Origin of the sequence: Clostridium sp. 001 (genome assembly GCF_019056555.1) — a bacterium.
Taxonomy (GTDB): domain Bacteria; phylum Bacillota; class Clostridia; order Clostridiales; family Clostridiaceae; genus Clostridium_B; species Clostridium_B ragsdalei.
This window is the reverse complement of sequence record NZ_CP020473.1, coordinates 2,508,261-2,521,227: the sequence shown is the minus strand read 5'-3', so window position 1 is coordinate 2,521,227 and position 12,967 is coordinate 2,508,261. Positions and strand designations below refer to the sequence as shown.

General features: G+C 31.2%; 13 protein-coding genes. 2 read left to right on the top strand and 11 right to left on the bottom strand.

Translation table 11 applies throughout. The annotated features are described in order from the left end of the window. Positions 1 to 110: 110 nt before the first annotated feature. A complete protein-coding gene (locus B5S50_RS11785) occupies positions 111 to 1,922 on the bottom strand; it encodes an N-acetylmuramoyl-L-alanine amidase (RefSeq protein ID WP_217301896.1) in 1,812 nt (603 codons plus the stop codon). 153 nt (positions 1,923 to 2,075) lie between these two features. Between B5S50_RS11785 and B5S50_RS11780 the strand changes: the two genes are divergently transcribed. Further along, positions 2,076 to 2,708, top strand: a complete 633-nt coding sequence (locus tag B5S50_RS11780) for an MBL fold metallo-hydrolase (RefSeq protein ID WP_065078924.1) — start codon at positions 2,076 to 2,078, stop codon at positions 2,706 to 2,708. A gap of 621 nt (positions 2,709 to 3,329) precedes the next feature. On the opposite strand, the gene B5S50_RS11775 is transcribed toward B5S50_RS11780, so the two are convergent. The 3 genes from B5S50_RS11775 to B5S50_RS11765 form a co-directional block, all read right to left on the bottom strand. Then, complete coding sequence (locus B5S50_RS11775) at positions 3,330 to 3,695, bottom strand: helix-turn-helix transcriptional regulator (protein WP_063555512.1); 366 nt, start codon at positions 3,693 to 3,695, stop codon at positions 3,330 to 3,332. A 50-nt stretch (positions 3,696 to 3,745) separates the two neighbouring features. Next, positions 3,746 to 4,255 (bottom strand): anaerobic ribonucleoside-triphosphate reductase activating protein, encoded by a 510-nt coding sequence (gene nrdG, locus B5S50_RS11770; protein ID WP_217301895.1) that lies wholly within the window; start codon positions 4,253 to 4,255, stop codon positions 3,746 to 3,748. A 298-nt stretch (positions 4,256 to 4,553) separates the two neighbouring features. Then, positions 4,554 to 6,659, bottom strand: a complete 2,106-nt coding sequence (locus tag B5S50_RS11765) for an anaerobic ribonucleoside triphosphate reductase (RefSeq protein WP_065078922.1) — start codon at positions 6,657 to 6,659, stop codon at positions 4,554 to 4,556. Between the two features lie 235 nt (positions 6,660 to 6,894). Here B5S50_RS11765 and B5S50_RS11760 point away from each other — a divergent pair, with 235 nt between their 5' ends. Next, the gene (locus B5S50_RS11760; RefSeq protein ID WP_065078921.1) at positions 6,895 to 7,080 is read left to right on the top strand and encodes a hypothetical protein; all 186 of its coding nucleotides are present in this window, start codon (positions 6,895 to 6,897) and stop codon (positions 7,078 to 7,080) included. Between the two features lie 101 nt (positions 7,081 to 7,181). On the opposite strand, the gene B5S50_RS11755 is transcribed toward B5S50_RS11760, so the two are convergent. The 7 genes from B5S50_RS11755 to rnmV all read right to left on the bottom strand — a co-directional run bounded on the left by B5S50_RS11755 (position 7,182) and on the right by rnmV (position 12,842). Beyond that, entirely contained in the window at positions 7,182 to 7,370 is a 189-nt protein-coding gene (locus B5S50_RS11755) for a ferredoxin (protein WP_065078920.1), read from the bottom strand. A gap of 111 nt (positions 7,371 to 7,481) precedes the next feature. Beyond that, positions 7,482 to 8,330: an Mrp/NBP35 family ATP-binding protein gene (locus tag B5S50_RS11750; protein WP_065078919.1), complete on the bottom strand. Its 849-nt coding sequence runs from the start codon at positions 8,328 to 8,330 to the stop codon at positions 7,482 to 7,484. 63 nt (positions 8,331 to 8,393) lie between these two features. Next, positions 8,394 to 9,251 (bottom strand): hypothetical protein, encoded by an 858-nt coding sequence (locus B5S50_RS11745; protein ID WP_242872149.1) that lies wholly within the window; start codon positions 9,249 to 9,251, stop codon positions 8,394 to 8,396. Between the two features lie 180 nt (positions 9,252 to 9,431). After that, the gene (locus B5S50_RS11740; RefSeq protein ID WP_242872148.1) at positions 9,432 to 10,004 is read right to left on the bottom strand and encodes a hypothetical protein; all 573 of its coding nucleotides are present in this window, start codon (positions 10,002 to 10,004) and stop codon (positions 9,432 to 9,434) included. Between the two features lie 27 nt (positions 10,005 to 10,031). Next, positions 10,032 to 11,345 (bottom strand): hypothetical protein, encoded by a 1,314-nt coding sequence (locus tag B5S50_RS11735; protein ID WP_217301894.1) that lies wholly within the window; start codon positions 11,343 to 11,345, stop codon positions 10,032 to 10,034. Between the two features lie 98 nt (positions 11,346 to 11,443). Beyond that, the gene (rsmA, locus tag B5S50_RS11730) at positions 11,444 to 12,286 is read right to left on the bottom strand and encodes a 16S rRNA (adenine(1518)-N(6)/adenine(1519)-N(6))-dimethyltransferase RsmA (protein WP_065078915.1); all 843 of its coding nucleotides are present in this window, start codon (positions 12,284 to 12,286) and stop codon (positions 11,444 to 11,446) included. After that, positions 12,279 to 12,842, bottom strand: a complete 564-nt coding sequence (gene rnmV / locus B5S50_RS11725) for a ribonuclease M5 (protein ID WP_065078914.1) — start codon at positions 12,840 to 12,842, stop codon at positions 12,279 to 12,281. The genes rsmA and rnmV overlap by 8 nt, the downstream gene beginning before the upstream one ends. Between the last annotated feature and the right edge of the window lie 125 nt (positions 12,843 to 12,967).

The window sequence follows — 12,967 nt, the reverse complement described above, 5'->3', positions numbered from 1 at the left end:
AATAATGTTATAAGCCTAACAAAGCACCAGCTATTGCTGGTGCTAATAATTAAAACTTTTTGGGACATTTTCAAAATTAGTTGACATTTTTTTAGACAATTTTTTTTGTATTATATTCCTAAAACCTGTAATATAGCACTTACTATAGCCTGTGCAGCTTTATTTCTACCCTCATCAGTTCCTAATATTCCCGCATCATTTTTATTAGTAAGAAAGCCTAACTCCGTTAAAACCGTTGGTGCAATAGTATGCTTTGCTATATAAAGCCAGCTTCCACCTTTAAGTCCCCTGCTATAGGTTCCAAGAGTACTAGACAAACTTTTTTGTATAGCCTCTGCCATTTTCTCTCCCTTTACACTTCCTGTATAATACAGTGTTTCAGTTCCTTCTGCAGCTGGATCATCAAAAGCATTGGTATGAATTGAAATCATATAATTTGCACCTGCATTGTTTGCAGTATCACATCGTCTTTGAAGACTTTCAGTGACAGTTAAAGGAGTTGTTTTTCGATCATCTGTAGTCCTAGTATAAATTACTTTGACTCCCTTGGATTCCAGCATTTTCCCAACTTTTAAGCCAACACTTAAAGTTACATCATCCTCTTGAAATCCGTTTCCATTTGAACCTACATCACTACCTACGCCATGTCCAGGATCTATAACTATTACAGGCGCACCTTTCGATGGTGTTACTGGTGTTGGAACTACTTGTTTTGCTTTTACAGTTAAAGTAAATGTTACAGTTTTACTGTATCCTGCTGCAGTTCCCTTATATGTAAATATACCTGCTTTAGAAGTATCAACAGTGTTTGAATTCCATACAATACTTACTTTTTTACTAGTTCCATCACTCATAATAGCTTGTACACTAGTTGGTAAAGAATACTTACTTCCTACAATTATACTATCTGATAAGTTAGATATTGAACTTACGTTTACTGTACTTTCTTCCTGAAGAGATGGTAAAGATTTTAAAATTCCATTTGCAATAGCCGATGCACTTTTATTTTGGAAATCTTCACTTCCAATTAATTGACTTTCTTTAGGATTAGTCATGAATCCAAGTTCAACCATAACCGCTGGTGCTGTAGTTCCCATCAGTATTTTATGCTGAGCTGTCCCTTCTTTAATTCCTCTGTTAGACAGTCCTGTATAACTTATTAAGTCACTTTGAATATTATTTGCTGTATTTTTAGCAGAATCATTTGAAACTCTATAATAAGTTTCTATTCCATTCACCAAGGCACTTTCCGTATAACAATTAACATGTAGGCTGACAAACAAATTTGATTTTGCGTTATTTGCTATATCAAAACGAGCTTGTAAATTTGTACTATCATTCCAGGTTACATTATCATCTTTCCTGGTATAAACCACGTTTACTCCATTTTGCTCTAATATTTTTCCAGTCTTTAGTGCCACAGACAAATCTACATCTTTTTCTTTCAATCCTGATCCACTTACATTTCCTATATCAGTTCCTCCATGGCCAGCATCAATTGTAACAGTATACTTGTTATTAGAACTTGGATTAGATTTTACTCCAAATTGCACTTTAGCCTCCCTGGACAGGTTTTTTCCACTTACAGCTTTCACTCCACTTTTTACACTTAAATTATAAGTTTTACCATATGCATACTGACTTTTAGGGGTAACTACTACACCCATCCCATCCTTTTCAAGCTGCAAAGATATGGGGACAGCATTTCCTGTATTATCTGTTACCACTATATTTGAATCATTTACTGTACTTTGGTCTAATTTCATGTTGAACTTTATATTCCAGGATTTATTGGTTTCCACATCATTTCCTATAGTAATTCCACTATAATTAATTGCATGTACAGTATTTCCTTTTGCAAACACAATTAATACAAATATAAGACTTAATAATATCATCATATAAATTCTTGTAATCTTCAAATAATAACCCCCGTTCAACAGAATAATTGCCTTAGTGTAACATATACTATTATAATTATAGTATAAAAAATAAGAATTTTGTAATTAAAAGTTTTTATTTTAACATATTAATTCAAAATAATCAAAACATATTTTACAAAGGGGCGATATTCTATGAAAATAAGATGGTTGGGTCATTCAAGTTTCTTATTTGAAGATTCAAAAGGTAGAAAGCTTTTAACAGATCCTTTTGACAAAACTGTAGGCTATAAAGTTTTTGAAGGAGATGTTGATGTAGTTACAATAAGCCACAATCATTTTGATCACTGTTATACGGAAAAGATAAACTACAAACATATTATAAATAAAATAGGCTCTTTTAATCTATGTGACATACCTATTTATGGCATACCTTCTTATCACGACAAAGTTAAAGGTGCAAAACGAGGTGAAAATGTAATATTTATCATTGAAATGGATGATTATAGGATATGTCATCTTGGAGATGTTGGATACGTATTATCTCCAGAAGAGATAAAAAGCTTAGGGTCCATAGATGTGCTTTTGATTCCCATAGGAGGAAATTTCACTATAGATGGAAAAGAGGCTGCTGAGCTTGCAAAATCCATCAATAGCCACATAGTAATTCCAATGCATTATAAAACTTCTCAGTTAACTTTTGAATTAGATGGATTAGAAAAATTCCTTAAATATATGAAAAATGCAGAAAGAATTGAAAGCAATACATTAACTCTAGATAACAAACCTGAAGATTTTAATCTAGTTAAAATTCTTAACTTTAAATAACTTACTAATATCAAGTGATTGTTAGGTTCAGGTAGAGTTTGCTTATAAGGAATACCTTTTCTCCATCTGAACATTATTAACAGTATTCTTAGTGGCTTTAGCACTTAGAATACGTTATCCTTCAGGGGAAGAACTTATCCAGGCCCGTAGCAGTGCTTATCCCCCCCACTTTGAAGAAAAGCAGATATCCCAAATCTTTGATTTGCTGATAGTGGCTTTCGCTGTGTGCGATGGGAGGAGCAATAGTAGCGATCGGATAAATTAACCTTTTGTTTGTATAGGGCTTCTAAGTGAAAATTTGACATGCACACAGGAATATACTTACAAAGTTCTTAAATTTGTGTTTTTATTATAGAAGTCCATAACTAAAAAAATAAACTTATACGCAGAAATATTTTTACACTAAACAAGCACATTTAAATATTTTGTGTATAAGTCTTGTTAGAAAATTTGTGAAAAAGCTTAGGACTTTCAAATTGTTTGAGGTACGAGTTTTCAAAAGTCCTTAGGTTTTTATAAATTTTCTGTCTAGACTTATCAAAATATTTAGCCGTGCTTGTGGTTGTAAAAATATGCGGAGTATAAGTTTATTTTTGTTTTGAAGCACTATATTACTACACTCTAATTATGTTCTACATGCTCTAACCCTGCATTAAGCAACTTATTTATATGTTCATCGTCTAGGGAATAATACACCGACTTTCCCTCTCTCCTAAATTTAACTAGCCTTGCAGTCTTTAAAATTCTAAGTTGATGAGATATTGCGGACTGACTCATTTGAAGTATTTCTGTAATATCACAAACACATAATTCTTTTTTAAATAGTGCATATATAATTTTAATTCTTGTATAATCCCCCAGTACTTTAAAAAGTGCTGACAGATCCATAAAAGTCTTCTCATCCAACATACTTTTTCTGACACATTCTATGCAATCCTTATGAATCTCAGTACAAGAGCAAACTTCAATTTCCGAATTGTTATTCATATTATCAACTCCTCGTCATGAAGTATTATAATATATTTAGCTAAAGTTTTTCAACTAAAAGTCAATACTACTACATCATTGGAATCTAAACTTTTCTTTACGTCAATAATTCTCTGATTACTGGATCCTTTAAATTTTAATTTTGTATCTTTTTTGTTCTCTTCAAATTTTCCATCCACTAGCACATCTACATTATTTAAAAGACATTTCTTTGCCGTATCTGAACTATTAACTATAGATTCAAAAGTGTATCCTGTATAACACCATATATTTAAGTTTAATTCTTTAACTTTAGCAGCCATGTATGCAAATTCTTCAGGTTGTTCAAATGGGTCACCACCTGAAAATGTAACTCCACTTAACATAGGATTATCTTTAATATCGCAAACCAGTTTATCTATATCTTTTAGCTGACCACCTTTGAAGTCATGGGTAGATAGGTTAAAACATCCTTTACAATTATGTCTACATCCCTGAGCAAAAAATACCCGTCTCATTCCAGGGCCATTAACTAGGCTCTCGTAAGCAATACCTGCCAATCTAATTTTTTTGCCACCCATTGATTTTTCCTCCTTCTTATATATGGTCTAGTTACTCAAATTCGCAGTTTAAAAACTTTGCGAAGCAAAGCCTTTTAAAAATAACAAAGTTCAAATAACAAAGAACAGATAAAGATGATTTCCATCGTACCTCAGGAAATCTATAATTTTAATATTTTCTGACGTTAGGAAGAAAATTATCCTTATTTGATATTTGAACTTTGTTCTTTGTTCTTTAAGAAAATTGTTTCGCAATTTTCTTATATTAAGTCAAAATTTCATATGTGTAAAATTTAAGTTAACTACTATTACAGTTACTTTAGCAATATACATGTTTGTTGCTTCCCTGGGATATTCTATCCCTTCTTTCTGCTGTCTTACCTTCTCCAAATCTTTCATCCAAAGATAGATATCCTGTAACCCTTGATATACCCTGTATATTATTGCTTCCGCATTTAGGACAGACATCTTCCCCATGCATATAAGTTCCACATTCTTTACAATATCTTATGTGAAAGTTTATCCCTATATAACTTATATTTGTATTATCATAGGCATAATCAATTACACTTTTAACAACTTCTTCTGATGGATAATCATCAACTTCTATATAACTTATGTGGCCTCCATTACAAAGTTTGTGATAAGGAGCCTCTATATCAATTTTATCTTTTATAGATATTGGATATCCTACAGGTATATGGTAAGAATTAGTATAATACTCTTTGTCTGTAACCCCAGGTATTTCTCCAAATATCTTCTTATCATGTACTATAAACTTTCCACTTAATCCTTCAGCTGGTGTAGCATAGCAGCTCCAATTTAAATGTGTCTCCTCTATAAGCTTATCTGTATAATTTCTTATATATGTAATTATCTTTATTCCAAGTTCTCTTGAACTCTCATCCTCACCGTGGTGTTTACCAGTTAATGCAATTAATGTTTCAGCAAGTCCTATAAACCCAATAGCCCAAGTACCCTGCTTCAATATTGGTTCTATTGAATCTTCTGACTTTAAGTTCTCCGCACCTTTCATAAGTTTCTGACCTGCTACAAAAGGTAAATCTTTAACTCTGAGTCTCTTTAAAATGCCATATCTATGCATTAAAGATTCTTTTGCTAACTCTAACTTTCCTTGTAACAACCCAAAAAATTTATTTATATTTCCCTTAGATAAAATTCCAAGTCTAGGTAAATTAATAGTAACAGGAGCTATATTTCCTCTTCCCTTTACTCCTGGATCTCCATTTACATTTGAACAGACATAGGTACGGCATCCCATAGTTGCAGGTATTACACCTTTATCATAATATGCTTTATTAAAATCAGCATCTAAATTCATAAAAGTAGGATTCATCCTCTTTGAAGCTACCCTACATGCAATTTTAAATAGATAATAATAAGGATCTTCTTGATTTTTATTTACGCCTTTTTTAACTCTAAATATTATATTAGGAAATATAGGTTGTTCTCCTCTTCCAAGTCCTTTTTCATATTCTGTCAAAAATACTTCACATACAAGAGCTGCATCCTTTGAGGTTGGTATACCTATATTTAGTGAACTAAAAGGTACCTGTGATCCTGCCCTAGAATGCATGGTATTAAGATTGTAGATTATTCCCTGCATGGCCTGTTCTATACTTCTTCTCAATTTCTTTTCAGAAATATCCTTTATTTTTTCCTCTTCTACTCCCATTTCCTTGAGGTTCTTCAATATTTCTTTTCTTGTAGGTTCAACAAAAATACCCATATCATTGTCAAAATCCGGATGGGACTGTCCACCAAACATATCATTCTGTGCTGACTGCAGTAATATACAAGAGAGTTCTGCAGCCGATTCTATTCTCTTAGGAGTTCTTATATTCCCATATCCTGTATTAAACCCATCTAAAAGCATTTCCTTTGTTGGTATGTGAAGGCAATTTACAGTTAAATTATAAGAATCTAAGTCATGATAATATATATCCCCATTTTCATGAGCCTTAGCTAAATGTTTAGGCATGGTAGCTAAATTATGCCATTTGTTAGACTCACTGGCAATCCTCAAAAGCTTGGCACTAAAGTTATTTCCAACATTTGCATTATCTCTGTCTGTTTGAACTCCTATTTTATCAATAGCCTTCATAAGATCAGACTTTATTTCTCTTATATCATTTCGCTCTCTTCTATAATTTGAATAAGCTAGACCAATTTTAACATAGCCTTTCTTCATAAGTACTTCTTCAACTATATTCTGTATATCTTCTACATTTACTTCCTTAAGATTAAGATTTTCTATATTTTCTGTGACTTTTTGAGTTAGATCAATAAATTCACTTTCTTTTAAATCAAAACCTATTTCATCACAAGATCCTTTTATGGCATTAGTTATCTTAATGGAATCAAAGGGAACCCTTCTACCATCTCTTTTCACAACATGTAGCATATACTTTCCTCCCAACTACTATATATTGTATAAACGACTTGATTATTATACCTTGCCATATATAAAAAAGCAATTTATAAATTGAGCTTTATTTTTACTTTAAACCTATAAAAACCTATAAAGCACACTTTTTAATTGAAATACATCAAATACCTATAAGATAAAATTTCTAGGAATAATATTTAATAATATAGATAAAAATAACATAGATAATCTTATCTTTAGGAGGACTTTCATGATCGGCAAAATAATTGATATGAATATTACAGACGCACTTGTAAGTTTTCAGGATGGTACTACTGCCAATATAGGGACTACTCATTTACCACTCGATTCTAGAATAGGTGATAGAATAAACATTCATCCCATATCGGAAGTTACATTAAATGACAAGTATAAACAGCATCCAGTTTTGTTTTAAGCCTAATTGATATGCTGTATGAAAAACTGTGGTACATTTTTATCGCAAATAGTTTTGAAAGTTTAGGGGATTGTGTAGATTTTTTACACAATCCCCTTTCCTTAGCTTACCTTAATAGCACAAACAGGACAACTGTCCTCTGCTTCCTTCGCAGTGTCCTCTGCTTCTCCTGGGACATTATCTTCAATTGCCTTAGCTTTTTCATCATCATCCATCTGAAAAACCTCTGGACATATACTTGGACATAACCCACATCCTATACAAGTGTCTTTATCAACTACAGCTTTCATACTATTTTCCTGTTATTAATAACAAGTTTTCACTCCTCGCTATATAATTAGTTACTTTAAAGTACACCTTATATTATTCCAAAAATAATGCTTATTATAATAATTTAATTTCTATTTTAATTTTTTTATAAAGTTATTAAGCAAATCATTATATTCCAATGAGTTTGATATGTATTCTTCTGCCTTTTTAGCTTCCATATTTTTTACCAAATCAGAATTTATTGGCATTTCAGCAAGAAGTTCTAATCCAAGATAATCAGCTTGTTCTTTCGCCGAATTTTCACTAAATAGCCTTACTTTTTCACCACATTTTCCACATTTAACATAGGACATATTCTCTACTACACCTAATATATTTACCTTTAGGTCTTCTGCCATTATAACAACTTTTTTTACTATCATAGATACCATGTCCTGAGGAGTAGATACTATTATAACACCTTCCATTGGAATTTCCTGCATCACAGTAAGAGCTACATCTCCGGTACCTGGAGGCATATCTATAAGCAAATAATCTAATTCTCCCCAACTTGTATCTGAATACATCTGTTTTAACACTCCTGTTATCATGGGTGCTCTCCATATAACAGGTTGTTCTTCCTCTTCTGTCAAAAGATTTAAGGATATAACTTTTATTCCTGAAGAAGATTCTACTGGAGAAAACTTTATTTCTTCACTTTCCCCCACTTGTAGTATATCAGCCCTTTTATCATTTATTCCAAAAAATCTAGGCATAGATGGACCTGTTATATCTCCATCAAGTACTCCCACCTTATATCCAGAATTTCTTAATTTTGATGCCAATATTCCCGTAACTGTAGACTTACCTACTCCACCTTTTCCACTCATAATACCTATTATATGCTTTGTGTTTCCATACTTAGGCGATATGTATTTACATCCACCTTTATCATCTTTACTGCACTGTGATTTACTTGAACAACCATCGCAATTACTCAAATCATTTCTCCTCCTTTTATATAGTTAATCCACATTAAATTTTAAGCAACATTTCCTATATTTTTAAAAACCATTAGGCTTACTTTCCGATATGCTCTTGTTCCATCCGCCACTGCTGTATGTATCCTGTACATAATAAACCTTCTCACTTTGATTTTGTCTATCAAAAAGTGTAACAGTCATTTTATACAATGTGGATTTATAACCTTCTGTCTTTATTGTTACCCACACATCATAATTATCTTCATCATTATTCCCAATGTTTGCATTTTTAAATTTACTAGTAAGGTCTGATTTAAATTCTTCCTGTTCAGTGGAAAGTATAAATCTTTGGGCATCTATATCATCTTTTAAATTTATTCCTATTTTCTTAGTTTTATCCTTTTCACTAAAACATTTATTTAATGTATCCATTATGGACCCATAGTACACAGATTTAAAGTCGCTTGGCGGCATCCTTGTATTCCAAAAATTATTTATCATATCGTTATCTATTCTATTTGATACTATATATACCTGACCTTTGCTATAGAGATTTCCTAAGTCTTTCTTATCAAGTCCTGCTATATAACTAAACTTGTGAACTTTATTGTTTCCTTCATCTATTTCGAATACATAATCAGGATCCAATGATGACTTTTTTGATACTTTTTTAGCAGAAGATAGTATATCATACAAATTTTTAATGGTACTTTGATCAGTAACTACAAATTTAAATCCCTGATCCCTTGTATTTTGAATAATTATCTGTTTAACTTTTCCCTGTTGTTTCATATATTCAAAATCCGAATTTTTTAAACCCGCCTTAACTTTTAATTGATCCAATTTACTACATCCACACAATAAGGTTACAGGTATTAAAATCCAGGATATTATAAATATATTTAATCTTCTTTTGATAGTTTTATCCAATGTTTTCACCCACTGTAGAATTTTTAAGAATTCAATATGCAAAAATTATATTTACAAATATATTCTAATCTACAGCGAAGGATTCTCACCCCTTTCTATCTTAATGAAATCTATGATTATTATACCATAATTAGTATAAAAAAATCCCCTTTCATATAATAAACCTGAAGGGGATAAACCTTATATTTTCTAATTATATTCTAAAGTTTTAACAATAACCTCAAATATAGTAGGCATATTTTCTTTGAAGTTTGATTCTTTTACAAAAAAAGAAAATCTGCAAAATTGTTTTCCTTCTTCTGTAAAGTATTCTATACACTTATAACTATCTCCGATTTCCTTTGTAATTGTATACTTAAGTAAATATCCTTTCCTACCATTCATATAAATTTGTTTTATAGAATACTCTTTATACAAATTTTGTTTTTCGGATATACTCTTGCTATTTTGTAAAAATAATTTTAAGTCACCTTTTAAATTCCATACTTCAACAAAACCATTTATGGTGTTATCATCGCTCTTAAAATCACTATGATATAATATTTCATCTCCAAATGTGTCCTGATTTCTACAAGTCCATCGTGCTGGCAACTTATATAGCAGCCTGCCTTCCAGTCCTTTATATTGAGTAAGAGATTCCATATTATTTTGAATAAGAGCTGTAAACTTTAGCCTCATATCAAAATTTTTTTCAAGTCCTAAAAGCACTATCATAAGTCCTATTATAATTATAGTAACCCCAATTTTTTTTTTATTTATCACTATTAATCTCATAATAAGTAACCAATATTACTTTCTAACAGGTATTACTATAGTATTTGCTCTAAAGTCATAAAACATAAGCCAATGTCCCATCGTGTCTTTATCCTTTAGGGGTACCCATGTAACAAATCCAGATTTTCCTCCATAAGGCTGATCCGTTCTGCTTTTAGTTCCCGGAATTCCATATATCAAATATTTTACCCTTCCATTTTTATCACATTTATACCCTGCTAAATAATAATTATATTTTTTTATATATGGATAATACCCTACCATAGGATAATATATATAAGAATATTTATTATAATCAGCAATATTATACATGTCATCCATAGAACTTATAGGTACCTTATTCCATACACACCTCTTTAATTCCTTATTGATGTCTTTTACTTCCTTAAAGCCACTCATAAGCTGCATGAAAAATTTTCCTTCTGGACCTTTAGGATAACCTCTAGATACACTATCTTTTTCACATTCTCCCTGACATCTATTCAAGTTTAATTTTTTATGGCATCTTAATCGGGATTCATCCACATATATTGAGCTATCATTATTTCTGTCTTCTTTAGAATTTATGTTTCTGTCTTCATTTTTTTCTGTAACATTAGATTTTGAGTTATCTTCGATAATCTCTTCTTCCATCACTTCCGTATCTACTTGAACTTCTTTATTTTCTTCTTCACTTTCCGGTTCATTAGCTTCCTCAGATTCATCTTGCTCTTCTTTTTCTTCTTCTTGTTCTTCTCTATAAGAATCTTTTTCTTCTATTTCTATATTTTCTTTAACTTCTTCTTCGTCTTTTTTGGCTTTCTCTATAATATCCTCATACTGATCAAATACACTTTTTGCTTCAGTTTTTTCTGATTTTTCTACTTCACTTACTTTGGTTTCTTCTAAATCTTTGCTCTTATTTTGAGATACCGGAAATGCTTTCCACTCAGGTATTTCCGTACTTGCAAACCCGCTCATTACAGATATTATGTTATCGTCCACCATTCTCACTATAGCAGCTCCTGACACCTTATCCATAGCTATGCCACTTCCTGCTACATCATTTGCAGCATATTCATAACTTATATCTGCTCTTCCATAATCATCTATGTTCATTTCGCCAATTTTGATTATATTTTTTATATCTTTTTTATTACATATTAACATCATGTAATAGGGTGTTTTTTCTTTTTTTAAATTTTGTACATAATAAGATATTTTACACTTATCATTTTTCATCTCCAACTTTGCATATCCTGAAGCAATTTTGTCAGAAGCTAAAGAGTATCCTTTTTCATCTTCTTGTAATATTATAAAATATCTACTATAACTCTTTTTTTGTGCCAACTTCTATACCTCCATATATTATATTCATTATAATATATGAGATAACTTTCAAAAAGTGAACAAATAGTTTTAACTTATCTTCAAAAACATGTCGCATTTTAATGTATGCATATGTCATATATACAATCAGATAGTCTTCCAAACTCTTCTATAGATAGCGTTTCGCCCCTTCTTCTTTCATCAATTTCAGCTTTTTTAAAAGCAGCCTCCATATCTTCTTTAGGAACCTTTAAGGTCTTTACAGCATTCCAGAGAGTTTTTCTCCTCATATTAAATGAACATCTTACTACCTTAAAAAATAATTTTTCGTCTTTCACCTTAACTCTAGGTTCATCAAGTTTGGTTAGCTTTATAACTATGGATTCCACTTTTGGTCTTGGAATAAACGATGAAGGACTTACTTTCCTTATTACTTCAACATCGCAATAATATTGCACTAAAATCGAAAGGGCTCCATATTGTTTGCAATTAGGTTCTGATGAGATTCTCTCTCCTACTTCTTTTTGTATCATTATAGTAAGAGTTTTAAAATTGTAGTTTTCATTCAACAGTCGTGTAATAATAGGAGTTGTAACATAGTAGGGTAAATTTGCAACAATTTTCACATTTTTTTCATCATCTATTATTTTATTAAAATCTATTTTAAGTGCATCTTTATGTATCAACTCAAAATTTTTAAAGTCCTTTAGTTCTTCCTTTAAAATTGGAATTAAATCTGAATCCAATTCAATAGCACATACTTTACCTGCTTTTTTTAAAAGTTCTCTTGTTAAAGTTCCCACTCCAGGTCCTATTTCTATAATAAGATCCTCCTTACTTATGTCAGCGCTATTTACTATGTCATCCAATACTGTATTGTCTATTAAAAAATTTTGTCCTAAACTTTTTGAAAATTTAAATCCGTATTTTTTTACTACATCTGCAGTAGATAAATCATTCATTGTGCTTCTCCTTGTCTATTATATTATTTACTTTACTTATAGCCTTTTTAAATTCCTCTTTTGTTATTCCATAATCATTTAGTCTATTTAAAAACTGAGAAGTATTGCAATATCCTATTCCAAGTTCTTTTCCCATCATATCCCTCTTCGTCTTGGAATTTGATTTTCCTGTCAATCCAAAGAATACCATATCACTTATTTCAAATTCTTCTCTTTTTTCCTTTACCTCATACTTGGCACTTTTTAGAGCCTTTATTATAGTTTCTGGGGACGCATTTTCAACCCCAATATCTCCATTTTTTATACCATCCTTCTGAGATATATAAGCGTGCTTTATTCCCTTTACCCTTTTAGATATAATCTGCCTTATTTTATTTCCTGCAAAATCCGGATCCGTAAACACTATGACGCCCTGTCTTTTTTGAGCTTCTTTTATTTTATCTATAATCTTTTTATTTATTCCAAAACCCCCTACAGCTATAAGCTGAGCATCAACCGCCCTTTTAACTGCAGTTATATCATCTCTTCCTTCAACCACTATTACTTCCTTAATCATAAATGTCCTCCTATTTTATTAAATCTATTAGGCATTTGAAATAAAATAACAAGTCAAAGATGCGACGAATATTTTTTATCAGACAAGGAGACAGGTTCCGCAGATAGTGAATCCTATCTAAGGGT